At 68.8% G+C, this 15,353-nt stretch carries 12 protein-coding genes and 1 pseudogene; 8 read left to right on the top strand and 5 right to left on the bottom strand.

Translation table 11 applies throughout. The features are described from left to right. Positions 1-640, top strand: a 640-nt coding sequence (locus GTY47_RS26730; RefSeq protein WP_010044928.1) for an aldehyde dehydrogenase family protein, incomplete at its 5' end; no start/stop codon positions are given. A 207-nt stretch (positions 641-847) separates the two neighbouring features. Beyond that, positions 848-1,069: pseudogene (locus GTY47_RS41255) on the top strand (cupin domain-containing protein); the annotation flags it as partial. On the opposite strand, the gene GTY47_RS41250 reads toward GTY47_RS41255, so the two are convergent. From GTY47_RS41250 to GTY47_RS26705, 4 genes are all read right to left on the bottom strand, one after another. Further along, entirely contained in the window at positions 1,051-1,284 is a 234-nt protein-coding gene (locus GTY47_RS41250) for a hypothetical protein (RefSeq protein ID WP_231911222.1), read from the bottom strand. The pseudogene GTY47_RS41255 and the gene GTY47_RS41250 overlap by 19 nt on opposite strands. A gap of 517 nt (positions 1,285-1,801) precedes the next feature. Continuing rightward, positions 1,802-4,429, bottom strand: a complete 2,628-nt coding sequence (locus GTY47_RS26715) for a SpoIIE family protein phosphatase (RefSeq protein WP_050810307.1) — start codon at positions 4,427-4,429, stop codon at positions 1,802-1,804. 304 nt (positions 4,430-4,733) lie between these two features. After that, positions 4,734-5,828 carry an ABC transporter substrate-binding protein gene (locus GTY47_RS26710; protein WP_010044922.1) on the bottom strand — a complete coding sequence of 365 codons (1,095 nt, stop codon included), beginning with the start codon at positions 5,826-5,828 and terminating at the stop codon, positions 4,734-4,736. A 1,067-nt stretch (positions 5,829-6,895) separates the two neighbouring features. After that, the gene (locus tag GTY47_RS26705) at positions 6,896-7,582 is read right to left on the bottom strand and encodes a GntR family transcriptional regulator (protein ID WP_010044921.1); all 687 of its coding nucleotides are present in this window, start codon (positions 7,580-7,582) and stop codon (positions 6,896-6,898) included. A 704-nt stretch (positions 7,583-8,286) separates the two neighbouring features. On the opposite strand from GTY47_RS26705, the gene GTY47_RS26700 reads away from it, so the two are divergent. The 4 genes from GTY47_RS26700 to solA all read left to right on the top strand — a co-directional run bounded on the left by GTY47_RS26700 (position 8,287) and on the right by solA (position 12,624). Further along, positions 8,287-8,967, top strand: a complete 681-nt coding sequence (locus GTY47_RS26700; RefSeq protein WP_010044920.1) for a haloacid dehalogenase type II — start codon at positions 8,287-8,289, stop codon at positions 8,965-8,967. Positions 8,968-9,015: 48 nt separating this feature from the next. Beyond that, positions 9,016-9,501 carry a RidA family protein gene (locus tag GTY47_RS26695; protein WP_010044919.1) on the top strand — a complete coding sequence of 162 codons (486 nt, stop codon included), beginning with the start codon at positions 9,016-9,018 and terminating at the stop codon, positions 9,499-9,501. 664 nt (positions 9,502-10,165) lie between these two features. After that, positions 10,166-11,458 carry an FAD-dependent oxidoreductase gene (locus GTY47_RS26690; RefSeq protein WP_234025781.1) on the top strand — a complete coding sequence of 431 codons (1,293 nt, stop codon included), beginning with the start codon at positions 10,166-10,168 and terminating at the stop codon, positions 11,456-11,458. A gap of 20 nt (positions 11,459-11,478) precedes the next feature. Then, positions 11,479-12,624 carry an N-methyl-L-tryptophan oxidase gene (solA, locus tag GTY47_RS26685; RefSeq protein ID WP_010044915.1) on the top strand — a complete coding sequence of 382 codons (1,146 nt, stop codon included), beginning with the start codon at positions 11,479-11,481 and terminating at the stop codon, positions 12,622-12,624. Positions 12,625-13,179: 555 nt separating this feature from the next. On the opposite strand, the gene GTY47_RS26680 is transcribed toward solA, so the two are convergent. Next, a complete protein-coding gene (locus GTY47_RS26680) occupies positions 13,180-14,037 on the bottom strand; it encodes an oxygenase MpaB family protein (RefSeq protein WP_010044913.1) in 858 nt (285 codons plus the stop codon). 185 nt (positions 14,038-14,222) lie between these two features. Between GTY47_RS26680 and GTY47_RS26675 the strand changes: the two genes are divergently transcribed. Continuing rightward, positions 14,223-14,429 (top strand): hypothetical protein, encoded by a 207-nt coding sequence (locus GTY47_RS26675; RefSeq protein ID WP_029181529.1) that lies wholly within the window; start codon positions 14,223-14,225, stop codon positions 14,427-14,429. Continuing rightward, the gene (locus GTY47_RS26670; protein ID WP_010044911.1) at positions 14,420-15,262 is read left to right on the top strand and encodes a UbiA family prenyltransferase; all 843 of its coding nucleotides are present in this window, start codon (positions 14,420-14,422) and stop codon (positions 15,260-15,262) included. Before GTY47_RS26675 ends, GTY47_RS26670 begins: the two co-directional genes overlap by 10 nt. Positions 15,263-15,353: the final 91 nt, after the last annotated feature.

Here is a 15,353-nt window from a genome sequence, read left to right as displayed (position 1 = left end):
CAAGGCCGTCGACGGCGCGATGGTCGCCAAGATGCGCAACATGGGCGAGGCATGCACGGCCGCCAACCGCTTCTTCGTGCACCGCTCGGTGGCGGAGGAGTTCGGGCGCCGGCTGGCCGAGCGGATGGGCGCGCTGGTCGTCGGTCCGGGCACCCGGGACGGCGTCGACGTCGGCCCCCTGATCGACAGGAGGGGACGCGCCAAGGTGGAGGAGCTCGTCGCCGACGCGGTGGAGCGCGGGGCGCACGTGCTCGTCGGCGGGCGTACACCCGAAGGCCCCGGCTGCTTCTACCCGCCGACCGTACTGGCCGATGTCGATCCCGGCAGCCGCCTGATGGACACGGAGATCTTCGGCCCGGTCGCAGCGATCCTCACCTTCGACGAAGAGGACGAGGTGATCCGCCGTGCCAACGACACCCCCTGGGGCCTGGTCGGCTACGTCTTCACCGAGGGCCTCGACCGTGCCCTGCGGGTGAGCGAGCGGCTGGAGGTGGGCATGGTGGGGCTGAACACGGGCCTCGTGTCCAACCCGGCCGCACCCTTCGGCGGCGTCAAGCAGTCCGGGCTGGGCCGCGAGGGCGGCCGGGTCGGGATCGACGAGTTCCTGGAGTACCAGTACCTCGCGGTGCCCGTGAGCTGACGGCGGTCATGCGCTGACCGGCGCCTCAGCAGCACCGCGAAGGGCCTCATCGTTTTCCCGAACCCAAGGAGAAGAGAACATGTCGTCCTGAAGACAATCGACACCCGTCCCTCCTTCAGGCCGCGCAAGAATCCGGACCACTCCCGTAACGCCTGATTTCCGGCGACCCCATGTTCAGGACCTGGGCCCAAGAGTCGCCGGGGAGTCGATCCATACGGGAGTCTGGGAGGCGCGCCCGGCGAGATGCGCTCGATCAAGGGCGAGAGGTTCGAGTTCTGCCACATCCTCGCCGGCATCGTCGAACTCACGCCGGAAGGTGGCAAGCCGGTGGTTCACAAGGCGGGCGACAGCTTTGTCATGAAGCCGGGCTTCGTCGGCGCGTGGAAGACCATCGAAACCGTGCGCAAGATCTACGTGACCGTGAAGTGATGCCGACGCGCGATGCCCGCGGCGCCGGGACCGTCGTCAGGCCAGGTGCCGGGCGGTGATCTCCGCCACCGTCTCGGCGACCAGCCGGCCCAGTTCGGGCTCACGCGGCCGAGCTCCGCGCGCAGCTGCCCCGGGCCGGTAATGGTCTCCTCGCCGTAGCCCTCCAGCGTCCCCGCGGTGACCTCGGCTATCTCGGACTTCCCCAGATACGCCAGGACGGCGTTCCCGGAGGCTGTGGCGTGCAGGGGCGGGGTGTCGCCGATGGCGTACGGCGTGGTCGAGGCGGTTGACGACGACCATGCACTGCAGGGCGTCGGGCACCGACAGGTGGACGGTCTTGTGGCGAACCATGGGTTCCTGGACTGCGGCGACAGGCTGGAGCCCTGCAGTGCGGCAGGGCGTACGGCCAGGACGTGGGCGCCGATCTCCCAGCGCCTGGTGTCCTTTTACTTGGTCGAGGCGAACCAGGGCTGGGCGTTCGTGCAGATGTCCGGTGTGCTCAAGCGGATCGCCGTCAAGTTGTCCAAGAGCTGCTACGACCTGCGCCTGCTGACGCTCCGGCGCAGCGCCTCGTCGCCAAAGAGGCCCTTCAGCGAACGGGGTGTCGCCGAACCCGCCTGGAGAAGGGTTTGTTGCCCGCCGAGACCCTGGCCGACCTGCTCCGTCCGGAGGCCGTCGCGGGCAGCAGCCAGGTTCTGGCCTGAGGTGCGCACGGGCCGATGGCCACAACGGTCACCAGTCCGCGTCGCTCCATTGGTCCAGCAGCACGTCGGCCATGTCCGCGGCAGGTTCAGTCGCCTGGCTGTTGAGTGACTGCTCGGTCCAGATCACTTTGCCGCGAGGCACGTAACGGGTGCCCCATCGCTGCGTGAACTGAGCAACCAGGAACAACCCCCGCCCTCCTTCGTCGGTGTCGGCCGCCCGGCGCAGGTGCGGTGAGGTGCTGCTGCCATCGGAGACCTCACAGATCAGGCTGGGGCCGTCCCGCAGAATCCGCAGCTGCCTCGGCTCGGTGCCGTAGCGGATGGCATTGGTCACCAGCTCGCTGATCACGAGTTCGGTGGAGAAGGTGAGCTCCTCCAGTCCCCACTCTTCCAACCGGCGGGCGACCTGGGCTCGGATCCCGGCGACGGCGGCGGGATCACCGGGGACGTCCCAGTCGGCGACCTGGGAAGGATCCAGCAGGCGCAATCGGGCGACGAGCAGGGCGATGTCGTCGCTCGGGCGGGCAGGCAGCAGGGCGTCGAGGACGGCCTGACAGGTCTCTTCCGGGGTCCGGCCGGGGCCTTGCAGGGCCTCGCGCAGCATGTCGAGGCCGGTGTCGATGTCCCGGTGCCGGTCCTCGACGAGACCGTCGGTGTACAGGACAAGCTGGGAGCCCTCGGGCAGCGTGAACTCGGCGCTCTCGAAGGGCAGGGCGCCGCCCAGGCCGAGCGGCGGGGACACCGGCACCTGCAACTGCTCGACCCTGCCGTCCGGGTGTACCAGGGCGGGGCCCGGGTGCCCGGACCTGGCCAGTGAGCACAGCCCGGCCACCGGGTCGTAGACGGCGTACAGGCAGGTCGCCCCCGTGATTCCTTCGCCGTCGGCCCCTTCGCTGTCGACTCGGGTGACCAATTCGTCGAGGTGTCTGATCAGCTCGTCCGGAGACAGATCGAGGGAGGAGAAGGTACGCACCGCGGTGCGTAGCCGGCCCATGGTGGCCGCGGCGTGCAGGCCGTGGCCGACCACGTCGCCGACCACCAGCGCGACCCGGGCACCGGGCAGCGGGATGACATCGAACCAGTCGCCGCCTACACCGGCCCGGGCAGGCAGGTAACGGTGGGCGACCTCTACGGCGGACTGCTCGGGCACGGTACGGGGCAAGAGGCTGCGCTGCAGGGTTACGGCGAGGGCATGCTCGCGGGTGTAGCGGCGGGCGTTGTCGATGGCCACCGCCGCCCGGGCGGCGAGCTCCTCGGCGAAGGCCCGGTCCTCTTCCTCGAAGGCGTTCTGTTCCGCACGCCAGAAGTTGACCACGCCCAGCACCACGCCGCGGGCCTGGAGCGGCACGGTGATCAAGGAGTGGAGGCCGGAATCCAGGATGCGCCGGGCTCGTTCGGGGTCCTGGGCTCGCCAGCCGTGGGAGGCAGTCAGGTCGGCATCAAGGACGGCCTGGCCGCGCTGGATGCTCAGAGTCAGGGGGTTGCTGGGCACGAAGTGGATCAGCTCGCCCACCGGGAACAGGGGCCAGGACCCCTGGACGCTGTGAACCGCCGTGCGGCGCATCTTGAGGTCCGGGTCGGTTGGCTCATCACCCTCCAGGACCGGATTCTGCAGGTCGACGGTGACGACGTCGGCGAATCGGGGGACCGCTACCTCGGCCAGTTCCTGGGCGGTGCGCACCACATCCAGCGTGGTGCCGATCCGCACCCCTGCCTCGTACAACAGGCGCAGCCGCTCCCTGGCCAGGTCTGCCCGGCCCGACAGTGCCCGCAGCTCCGTGGTGTCGCGCAGCGTGGCCACGCTGCCTTGCCCGCCGCCTTGGTGGTCGACCGGCCGTATGTTGACAGCCAATAGACGGTCGCCGGTCAGGTGGACCTCGTCGGTGGCTGTCCGGCCCGAACCCAGCAGCTCGGCGGTGTCGGCCTCCAGGCCGAGATCGGTGACGCGGCGTTGCTCGGCGTCCGCGGGCAGATCCAGCAGTCGCCGTGCCTCGTCGTTGGCCAGCAGCAGCAGCCCGTCACCTCCGATGATCAGGACCCCTTCCCGCACCGAGTGCAGCACCGCGTCATGATGCTCGTACATGCGGGTCATCTCGGAAGGATCCAGGCCGCGGGTCTGCCGCCGCAACCGCCAGGAGACCAATGCCGTCCCGCCCGCGGCGACCGCCAGTGCGCCGCCGGCGAATCCGAGCAGCTTTGGAAACTGCTCCCGCACCACGTCGTTCACACTGGCCACCGTGATCCCGACGGACACGAACCCCACGATCGTCTTCCCGCCGGTGTCGTAAACGGGGATCGTCGAGTCCACGGAGAGGCCGAGACTGCCCTCGAAGGTCTGGGTGAAGGGTCTGTCGACGGTTTGGCCCTCGCGGAGGGCGAAGATCTGCTTCCCGATCAGTTTCGGGTCGGGGTGGGTCCAGCGGAAGCCCTGGGGATTGAAGGCGACGACGTAGTCGACCCCGGCCCTTTTCCGGGCTTCCTCCGCCCGTGGCTGCAGCAGCGCACTGGCGTTCTTGGATCTCATGGCGGCCAGCGTTCCCGGAGCGTGGGCGAAGCCCTCGGCGACTCCGAACGTCAGGTGCCGGGCCTGCTGCATGGTCGAGTTCCGGGCCTGCACCACGAGTGCCACTCCCGCGGCTGCGGCGAAGAGCACCATGATGACCAGCTGTAGCAGGAACACCTGGCCCGCGACGCTGAGTACCTTGGGCGAGCTGAAGCGCGGCCCCGAACGGCGCCCGCTGGACTCCTCGTGCCGTTGAGGGGCATCCGCCGAACGGCGACGCAGGCCGCTGCGTGTGCGGGGCCGTGAAGCCGGGAAACGACCAAAATGTCTGACCATGCCTCCTCATCTCATACAGTCACATCCAGGCATAAGATCTTGGGACCAGGAGCGGTCGATCTCGACTGCCCGCTTCCTGTCAGTCAGGCCCATGGCTCGGAGTTCCGAACGCTCGTCGAGTTCAGGCGCGCACCCATTCCTGCCAGCGCTTCGCCACGGAGTCCCGGTTCTTGAGCCACCACTCGACGTCCAGGTCGAAGCCGGACAGCAGGTGGCCGGGGGTGCTCGGCAGGTTCGTGGCGGTGGCCTCGGAGAGATGTCCGTAGGCGGCCGGCACAACAGGGCCATTGGGGTAGATCCGGGCGAAGCCGGCCTGCACCTCGGGCCGCAGGGCGAAATCGATGAGCCGGTAGGCCGCGTCGGGATTGGCGGCCCCTTTGGGGATTCCGTAGCCGCTGCTCTGCCTGCGGGCGCCGTTCCACGCGCAGGCGAGTGGGACGCCGCGCTGGATCGGATCGCTGATGCGGCCGTTCCAGACGCTGGAGGCAACGACCTCCTTGCGCTCCAGCAGTTCACCCGGTACAGCGCCGCTGTCCCAGAATGTCCGGACAGAGCCTTTGATCTCGTTCAGGGCTTTGAAGGCACGGTCCACGTCGAGGGGGTACAGCTTGTCGAGTGGTACGCCGTCGGCGATGAGAGCGAACTCCAGCTCCGGATAATCCATCGAGCTCTGCAGCGCGCGGCTGCCCGGGAATGCCCTGGTGTCCCAGAAGTCCGCCCAGGTTTCGGGCCTCTTCCCCGCGAAGGCGTCAGTGCGGTACGCCAAGACGCTGGCCCAGTAGTTCTTGCCGACACCGTGGGAGGCGAGCAGGGATTTGGCGATTCCCGCATTATCGGCGTTCTTCAGCCGGTCGTAGTCCAGTTCCTCGGAAGCGCCCTCCTGCTGGAAGTACATCAGGAGGACCATGTCGATGTCCATGGCGTCGAACTGCGGTCGGCCCGCCTTCATCTCGGTGAGCATCTGCGCGTGCAGGATGTTCACCACATTGATCTGGATGCCGGTCTCTTTTGTGAACGGGTCGTAGATGGCCTTCCGGTTCGCCTCACCATAAGAGCCCCCGCTGTCCCGGACGACGAGCAGCTTGGGGTTCTTGGGCCTGGAGGTATTCCGGTCGGCGCGGGTCTCGCACGCGGTGAGCGAGGTCGCGGCGATGCCTGCCGCAATTCCGCCGACTCCACGCAGGAACGCCCTGCGGTCGACTCGAACGTCTGTCACCGTCTGCCTCCCGTGAGTCGGGTTGCGGCGCCCACCGGCGGGGCTGTTCACGGGGGTGCCGCCGACGCTCGTTGCATGGCGGAAGCCGGACATGAGTCAGCCGGGGCGAGGGTGAGCCCGGTCACGTCATGGTAGAGCCATCCGCGACCACGACGTGACCTCGTAGTCCGCAGCAACCTCACTGGTTATGAATTCACCTACCGATGGAGGTCAAGCGGCTTGCCTTACATGCTGAGCGAGCAGCCCTGCCCTCTCTGGTACGTATGCGCTCGGCCGCGATCTACTGGCCCGCCTGGGCCACGGCGCGCTGCGTGCGGTGGGTATGGCCCTCGCGGTGACAGCGGTGTGCACGGTCACCGGGCTGAGGCTCGGCATGGCGGCGCAGGTGGGCGCAGGCCTGACGCACATGGTGTCGACATTTGCCGGCGGTCCTCGCTGGAATGCTGACCACCGCGGCGACCGGGCCGTCCGCCTGGGGTGCCGGCCTTGCGGTCTGCCTGGTCGGCTGGACACGTTACCGTTCAGGCCACCGCCCCGCTCGAACAGGAGCGAGCAAGCGGAGCAGCCGCCCACCGCCGAACGGGGCCGCCTCCCCTCGGAAAACCAGCCGTACGCGGAACTGGCGCCCTGGACCGTCCTCGGCCCGGCTCGGCCGCAAAGCGACCCCGCTGATGGTCAGCCGTTCTCCGGTCATCCGTGCGGTGAGGTCATGGATCAGGCGAGGGCATGGCGGGCGACGAAGGCCCGATAAGCCCATCGGTCACCCGGTTCGCAATCGTTTCGAGCAGGCTTGTCTCAAGGGTGCGACGAGTTGCCCTCGCTCCAGGTCGTCGCAGGCGACGGCATACGGGGCGATCGCGATTCCGACGCCGACTGCTCAGCGGGGGAAGCCGCGCTTATGACACAAGGCCCCGCCACGACCCACCGTCTCCTGGAAGAACGGACCCGCCCGCGCAGCCTCCCACTACAAGATCACGTAGATACTGCGGGCTCGATCCTTGACTTCCCGGCACTGGTCTACAGCGTCACGGTGGATAGCGGGCTTGGACCACGCAGGCAGCATGGCCTCACATGTGCCGGGACGTGCGCTCCCCCGGTTCTCCCGTCTGGGCTCCCAGCCCCATGGGGAAGTGGGCAGCCAGTTCCCGGCGGAACGCGTCGGTGTCGCCTTCCAGGGCGACCGCGGCCAGCCGCTCGTGCTCGACGACCAGTTGCTGCGGGTTGTCGCTGTACGTGCGGTGATCGACGCTGAGGTGGAGGCGCAGCTTGGTCTCCCAGCCGTTCCAGAGGCTCTGCAGGACGCCGTGCCCCGAGAGATCATAGAAGAGCCCGTGGAAACGGAGGTGCGCGTCGATGCTGGCCGGGATGTCGTCCTTCTCCATTGCACGGCGGAGATCCTCGACGGTTTGCAGCAACTGAGGCCGCTCGGGACCGCGCAGTGCTTCGGCCGAGAGTTCGGCGGCGTACGGCTCGACACGTAGCCGGACCGAGTCGATCTCGGCGACCTCACGGGCGCTCACTTCTACGACGAAGGCCCCGCGGTAGGGGATCTTGACGACGAGCCCTTCCTCCTCCAGCTTGGTCAGCGCCTCGCGCAGCGGGGACCGGCTGATCCCGAGATCCGCGGCGATGTGCGCCTCACGCAGCTGGCCACCAGGAGGTACGGTCCCGTCGAGGATGGCGGCACGCAGTGTGCGGTAGACGCCGTCCGGCGTCGTCATCCGCTGCTCCTGCCACTCGAACTTGTGATCCACTCCGGAGGCCTCCTTTGGTCGTTGTCGACCATTCTTTTGTCGACTATACCTGCACTGATCTTGCATCGACAATCAACTTGGCTTACTGAGCACGGAGCCCCCTCCCATGGGTGCTTTTGATCTGCAGCAGAGTGAAGCCGACCTGCCGGAGCCGCGCTTGGGGCGGTACCGGACGGGGCGACCCTGCCGGGAGCCGGACTGGTCGACCGGGTCGCAGTGGAAGCGGGGCCGGCAGAACTCGCGCCACGGCGCCGTGGACGATTCACAAACTCCGTTGCGCCACCGAAGGGCGGGAGCCGAAGACCAGCCCCGCGTCCCACACCGAACCCGAGCCGGCCGGGCCGGGGAACCACTCTGCAAGGCGGGTGGTGGCGCATTCCTGGTGAGCGCGCCATGGGCGATGCGAGTACGGATGCCCCCGCCGAACGCGTCTGCGCCGTACACACGCCCGGGTCTCCGCAACCTCGTGACGGGCCACGGACCGGCGTTCACCTCCGCCTTGCAAGCCCATGTCCACGCCCTCCGCCGCGCCGGTGCGGCGCCTGCGACGAGGCCCCCGCCGAGGCGGAGCCGCCGATGACCAGAGGGGACCCGGCTGCCCAAACTCGTTGACAGTCGATACCCGTATAGTCGACAATCGACAGCGCTGGTCGACAATCGTCCATAGCGGCTCAAGCTGCTCCGCTGAAGCACCAGGAGGACTCATGGGATTCAATGTCAAGCCCAAGTTCGTGACGTTCGACATGAACGGAACGCTGATCAAGTTCAGCATCAACGACGCGATGCGTGAGGTCCTGGGCGACCGGCTGCCGGCCGAGGTCGCCGACGAGTACCTGCGGATCTGCAAGGCGTACCGGATCGACGAGTGCACGGGCGCGTACCAGCCGTTCCACCAGATCGTCGCGCGCTCCATGGAACGCGCCTCGCGCAAGGTCGGTCTCGAGTACCGCGAGGACGAGGCGCGGGCCGTGTACGAGCGCATCCCCACCTGGGGCCCGCACCCCGGTGTCACCGAGGCGCTGAACCGCCTGGCCGAGGCGGTCCCGCTGGTCATCATCACCAACAGCGACACCGCGCACGCCGTGCGCCTCGCGGAGAACCTCAAGGCCCCGTTCGAGGTCGTCATCAGCGCCGAGGAGATGGGCGTCTACAAGCCGCGACTCCGCGCTTTCGAGTACATGTTCGACAAGCTCGGCGTGACGCCCGACGAGGTCGTGCACGTCTCCGCGAGCCCCATGTACGACCTGCGCTCCGCGGCCATCATGGGCATCGAGAACAAGGTGTACGTCGACCGCGGCTGGGAGCACGACGAGCACTGGCTCGGCTACGAGCGGATCACCGACATCGCCGACCTCCCCGTCCTCTTCGGCCTGCCCCGCCCCTGACACCCGAGCGAGAACCAAAAAAATGATCAACAGCAAGGCGGTGGCGGCATGAGTCAGCCCCTGCCTCAAACCGTCAAGGGTGACTCGGCTTCGGAAAGGCTCCACAACCTCGGACTGGAGCTACCCGAACTCGCCGGTAACGCGTACTACGTGCACCACCGGGCGGTGGGCTCCAGCATCCACATCTCCGGCCAACTGCCTTACAAGGACGGCGAGCTGCTGGGGCAGGGTGTCGTCGGCCGGGACGTGGAGCTGGAGACCGCGAAGGAGCTCGCGCGCCATGCCGCGCTCAACTGCCTGGCCGCCGCTGTGCAGGCGGTGGGTGATCTGGACCGGGTCCGGATCGTGCAGATGCTCGTCTTCGTGGCCAGCACGCCGGACCTCGGTCTGCAGTCGCAGGTCGCCAACGCGGCCAGCGAACTGCTCATCGAGGTGCTGGGCGAGAACGGACGGCACGCCCGGACCGCGATCGGTGTCGCCGGACTGCCCCTCAACACCCCGGTGGAGATCCAGATGGTCTGCACTGCGGTGTAGCGGCGAACCGATCATGGGCAGTACAGCTGTGAACCGGCTGCAACAGGCACTCGGCGCCCTCGTCGAGCGCATCGACACCCACGGGCGCCGATCGTGCCGGCCCACCTGATGCGGGACGAAATCAACCGTATACGGGGCGCCGCCGAGTCACAGCCGAGACGTCAGGGCCGCACGTCAAGACGCACAAAATGCGTTGAGATCGGTCGGCGCCAGGTCAAGGCGGAGACCAAAGGAATCACCGCGGGCAACCTGGGTGAGGCCGAGGTCTTCGCCGAGGCCGGATTCGACGGCATTTTCATCGCCTACCCCATCCGGCCCGCGGGGAACGAAAGGGCCGCGGAGCCGGTGGCTGGCCGAGACGACCCGTCTGCGGGTCGGCGTCGACAACGTCGCGGCCATCAGCGCCCTCGCCGATGCGATGGGGACGACGCCGGGCGGCTGGAGGTCCGGATCGAGGTACGGAGCCCGTCGTTCCGCCCGCCCCGTCGGGGCGACCACACCGCCTTCCAGCACCGGCCCACACGGTTTCCAGACGCAGAAAGAAAGACTCGATATGAACGCCCTTGCGGCATCCCCTCGAAACGGAGAGCTCGGCTTCTGGGTGGCCCAACTGGCCGACAAGAGGCGCTCGTTCCCCCGCTTCACCGGCCAGGACCGTGTCGACGTGGCCATTGTCGGCGGCGGCTACACCGGCCTGTGGGCTGCGTACTTCGCCAAGAAGCTCGAACCGTCCCTCTCGGTCGCTGTCTTCGAGGCCGAACAGGTCGGATACGGCGCATCAGGACGCAACGGCGGCTGGCTCTCGGCCATGCCCCCGGGAAACCGTGCCACCTTCGCCCGCGTCGGTGGTGGGCTGGAAGCGAGCCGGGCACTGCAGCAGGAGTTCGTCGCCGGCGTCGACGCTGTCCTGGACATCCTTGAGGCCGAGGGCATCGACGCCGATCAGCACAAGGGTGGCGCGCTCGTCGCCGCCCATACTCAGGCGGGACTGGGCCGGCTGGTCACCAGGCGTGATACCGACATGAAGTACGGGCTGACCGAGGACGAGATCCGACTGCTCGACCGGGACGAGTTCCAGTCACAGATCAACATCTCCACCGTCCACGGCGGGCTCTTCTACAAGCACTGCGCGCGGCTCCACCCCGCGAAACTCGTCTACGGCCTCGCCGACACCCTGACCTCCATGGGGGTCAGCATCTACGAGGGCAGCCGCGTGGACAGTGTCGGGGGCAGGACCCTCACCCTGGCCCACGGGCGTGTCACCGCGGCGAAGACGTTCATCTGCACCGAAGGCTATTCTGGACCGCTGCTGGGCCGCCGGAGCGTGATCCCGGTCAATTCCTCGATGATCGTGACCAAGCCCCTGCCGGAGGAGGCGTGGCAGCAGATCGGCTGGGACGGGCCGCAGTGCCTCAACGACTCCGCGCACACGTTCATCTACTCCCAGCGGACGTCGGACGGCCGTATCGCCATGGGGGGCCGTGGTGTCCCCTACCGCTTCGGGTCCGGCACCGGGGGCGCCGGTGCGACCGCTCAGTCCACCATCGACCTGATCTCGCACAAGCTCAGTTCCTTCTTCCCGGGGATCCCCTTCGAGGTGGATCACGCCTGGTCGGGCGTCCTGGGCGTCACGCGGGACTGGAACGGCGGCGTGCACTGGGACCCGGCGTCCGGGGTCGGATCGTCCACCGGCTATGCAGGACACGGTGTCACCTCGGCCTATGTCGGCGGCAGGACTCTCGTGGAGCTCGCCTTCGAGAGAGAAACCGAACGGACCACTCTTCCCTGGGTCGGCTACCGGGCACGGAAGTGGGAACCGGAACCCATCCGCTGGCTGGGCGTTCACGCCATGTACCGGCTCTTCGGTATCGCCGACCAGTGGGAAGAGCGCAGGGGTTCCAGCAAGACCTCACTCCTGGCCAGATTCGGTAGCCGCCTCGCAGGACTTCACGAGTAGACGCAAAGGGAACTGCTGTCATGGACGCAAAACTCGCAGTCATCGGCTTGGGCAGCATCGGAAGCATGGCCCTGTGGCAGGCCTCCCGGCTGTCCGACTCGGTAGTCGGTTTCGAGGCCGCCACCCCCGCCCACGGCCGCAGTGCGGTGGGCGGGGACACCCGCCTGTTCCGCATGATCTACCTCGGCAGGCCCGAGTACTACCCCATCATCGAACGCTCCCGCGGCCTGTGGGCCGAGCTCGAAGCGGAAACCGGGCAGGACATCCTCACCCGTACCGGGGGCCTGTCCATCGGCACGGCGAACGGCAACTACATCAACAGCCTCCTCGAGACCACGCGCGTCAACGGAGCCGAGCACAGCGTCCTGAGCCGGGAGGAGTTGGCGGAACGCTACCCCCAGCACAACCTCCGCCCCGACGACTGCGCCGTCTACGACCCCCGCGCCGGCGTTCTGCGCACCGACCGCGCCGTCAGCGCCGCCGTCGCGGCGGCCCAGGCCAACGGCGCAACCGTCCTTCAGAACACACCCGTGGACAGCATCACCGAAACCGAACACGGTGTGGTCGTCACCTCGGGCGCCAGAACCTGGACGTTCGAGAAGGTCATCATCGCCTCGGGCGGCTGGTCCCGAAGGCTCATGCCCGATCACCTGAAGGCCGTCACGGAAACCCATCGGATCGTCCTGACCTGGTTCATCGCCCAGGACGGCACGCAGTTCTCGCCGGAGAACTTCCCCGCCTTCAGCCGGTGGTACGAGGATCGCTCCATGTACGGCGCACCCGCCGTCGACGGCGTGACGGTCAAGGCATCAGTGGACGGACCGCTGGCCGGGCGCGCAAGGGCAACTCCCGACCCGGACGCCGTGCCCAGGGAACTCACCCGGGAAGAAATCGAAAAGGTCACCGAAATCGTCACCGACTTCTTCCCCGGCCTGATCCCCACCATCGCGCGATCCGACGCCTTCCCCGACCTGTTCACCGAGGACAGGCACCCCCTCGTCGGCTGGCTGGACGAGCACAGCAGGATCTACTGTGCCACCGGATTCTCCGGAAAGGGCTTCAAAATGGCGACCGGCTACGGCCACATCGCCGCACACGAGGCGCTCGGCAAGCAGACCATCGACGGCCTGGACTTCGTGCGCCCGGACCGGTTCAAGACCAGGTAACCGACCACTCCGGCCGCCTCGGCGCAGTGGCCTCGGTAGCGGCATCCGGCCGGCGGTCGTTGCGGGATCATCTCTTGATGTCCGCAACGATGCCGAGAACCAGTCGTATGCCGAACGCGCCCCCTGGGCGGTCCTCGCCCCGGCCGCCGTCCTGGGCCCTGCTCGCGGCGCTCGCGGTCACGGCGGCCGGTGGAATACGCATCACGCGGCTGAGGCGGCCCGCGTCGTCCCTCCGTGGAGCGGACCCGCCGAACCGTCCGGACGACCAAGCCTTCACGCGAGCGGACCCGGAAGCATCTGTCACCGCTGCTGCGGCTGCTGATCCTGACCCAACTCACCTGTCGGCTTCTTCGCCGTCCTGCCGTTCCTCGCCGAGCACCTCGGACTTGAACATCGTACGAAGCATGCGAAAACTCCGGTACGTCTGCTCCCTGCCTGCTTTGTGCAGGTCAAGGGCGGGCTCCGCAGCGTGCAGCCATTCGCATGTCCGGTCAGCTGTCCGGGGGTGTTCCAGGCCTCACACCGACCCGTCGGCGTCGCCGGGGCCGGTCGCCGTCACGCCGGGGGGTTCATGCTCCACCTGATCACCCTGGTCAGGGCATGGCCGGTGAGCGGTATCGCGACATCCTCGAACACGGGGACGCGCGGAAGCCCCAGCAGCCCGCGGGCCCACCCCGGGAGGGACGTCACCGCGTTGGCGGCGAGTAGAGCGTAGGCGGGCCGGGCGGCAAGCGGCAGCGGTGGCTGGATCAGCAGGAAGCGCGCGGTCGCCCGGCACTCCGGCGTGGCACGGAGTTCCGGACGGTACGTGTCCAGGCGTGCTTCGAGCTCCGCCCGCGTCCGTGGCGGGTCCGGCACCCCGAGCGCCGTCGCCACCTTCGCCGTGTCCGCCACGTAGGCGTCGTAGTCGGTGGATGCCAAGGGCCGGGCCCCGAAGCGCTCATGGGCGCGCAGGAAGCTGTCCGTCTCGGTGACGTGCACCCACTCGAGCAGGTGGGGATCGGCGGCCCAGTAGGGCTCGCCCTGCGCTGTCACCCCCTTGACCCGCTCATGGATCGCGCGGACCCGTTCGACGGCACTGCGGGCGTCCTCGGCGGTTCCGAAGGTCGTCACGGCGAGGAACGTACTCGTGCGCTGCAACCGCCCCCAGGGGTCGCCGCGGTATCCGGAATGAGCGGCCACGGCGGCCATGGCCAGCGGGTGCAGGGATTGCAGCAGCAGGGCGCGCAGTCCGCCGATGAACATCGAGGCGTCGCCGTGCACCACGCGGATGGGCCGTTCCGCGCCGAACCACCGCGTCCCCGGGGTGTTGTGGATGCGGGCCCGGTTGGCGGGACCGTCCGGCCCCGCGACGTGGCTGAAGAGCGCCTTGCCGAGCCTGTCCCGCACGCCGGAAACCGTCAGGACGTCCATGTCCACGGTCCCATTCTGCGACGTCGTCGTCCGGGGCGGAACAGATGGCGGCGTCATGAGCAGCCCGCCCGCGCGGGACGGCGGCACGACGCAGCGCACCGCCGAGGGCTGCCGACGCTGCGGACGTTCCACCGGATGCCGGAGTGCCTCGTGTGAGCGGGCGGGCAACGTGGCAGCGATGCTGCATGCCCATCATGGTCACCCGTGCGACGGGAAGCATCGGCTCCGCTGCCGTACGACGCCCGCACCAACGCCTCGGGCACGTGCGCCTCCTGCGGGTCGACACCGTGTGGCTCGACATGGACTGCGGAGTCCCGACGACGGACACGAGCAGGGCGCCCATGGAGCCCGGCCGGCCCCACGGACTGGTCGAGGCGCGGCGATGCCCGTGACCACCCGCGCGCTCCCGGCGCGCCCCGGGCCGCCGCCCGTGCCCGCGCTGCTCACCGCCGCCCACGGCGGTCCCGCCCTCGCGGTCACCACCGTCGCGGGCCTGCTCGCACTCCGCGCCGACCTGCACCCCCTCGACGCCGTCGCCGTCACCGCGGCGGTGTTCACCGGCCAGCTGACGATCGGCTGGGGCAACGACCTTCTGGACCTGCGTCGCGACCGGGCCGTCGGTCGCGCCGACAAGCCTCTGGCCGTCGGAGCCCTCCCGGTCAGCCGGGTGGTGCCGGCCCTGGTCGTGGCCGCACTCGCCTGCCTCGTGCTGTCCGCGCTGGCCGACTGGCGCAGTGCGCTGGTCAACGCCACCCTCGCCACCGGTGCGGGCCACGCCTACAACCTGGGGCTCAAGGCGACCGCGTGGTCGTGGGCACCGTACGCCTGCGCCTTCGGGACGCTGCCCTCGGTCGTCACCCTCGCCGGCCCCGCCCAGGGCTGGGCGCCGCTGTGGATGACCGGCGCCGGCGCCACGCTCGGTGTCGGGGCGCACCTGCTCAACACGCTGCCCGACCTCGCCGACGACGAGCGCACCGGCGTCCGCGGCCTCCCGCACCGGATCGGCGAACGTCGCTCGCGCGTCCTTGCCGCCGTGCTGCTGCCCGCCGCCTCGCTGCTCGCCGTGCTGGGCCCCCCGGGACCGCCCCCGGCATGGGCGTGGGCGGTCCTCGCGCTGGTGACGGCCCTCGCACTGGGCACGCCGGTCGCCCGCGGTCGTACTCCCTTCCGGGCCGCGGTGGCCATCGCCCTGCTCGACGTCGTCCTGCTCGTGGCGGCCGGCTGATGACGCTCTCCCTCACCTTCCCCACCGTCGCCCTCGGCCTCGCTCGGGCGTTCGTCGCGTCCACCCACTCGCCCAGCCGACCACAGGAGCC

It is taken from the genome of Streptomyces sp. SID5464 (genome assembly GCF_009862985.1).
GTDB lineage: Bacteria > Actinomycetota > Actinomycetes > Streptomycetales > Streptomycetaceae > Streptomyces > Streptomyces chartreusis_D.
Note: the sequence above shows the minus strand (reverse complement) of the source record. Positions and strands in the feature narration are given on the sequence as shown.

Coding starts and splice junctions, on each gene's coding strand:
- GTY47_RS26715 (WP_050810307.1), bottom strand. CDS start 4,429: ATGGTGCTCTTCGCCGCAGCCGCGGGAGTGGCACTCGTGGTGCAGGCC.
- GTY47_RS26680 (WP_010044913.1), bottom strand. CDS start 14,037: ATGGACGTCCTGACGGTTTCCGGCGTGCGGGACAGGCTCGGCAAGGCG.
- GTY47_RS26700 (WP_010044920.1), top strand. CDS start 8,287: ATGGGATTCAATGTCAAGCCCAAGTTCGTGACGTTCGACATGAACGGA.
- GTY47_RS26675 (WP_029181529.1), top strand. CDS start 14,223: ATGCCCATCATGGTCACCCGTGCGACGGGAAGCATCGGCTCCGCTGCC.
- GTY47_RS26670 (WP_010044911.1), top strand. CDS start 14,420: ATGCCCGTGACCACCCGCGCGCTCCCGGCGCGCCCCGGGCCGCCGCCC.
- GTY47_RS26695 (WP_010044919.1), top strand. CDS start 9,016: ATGAGTCAGCCCCTGCCTCAAACCGTCAAGGGTGACTCGGCTTCGGAA.
- solA (WP_010044915.1), top strand. CDS start 11,479: ATGGACGCAAAACTCGCAGTCATCGGCTTGGGCAGCATCGGAAGCATG.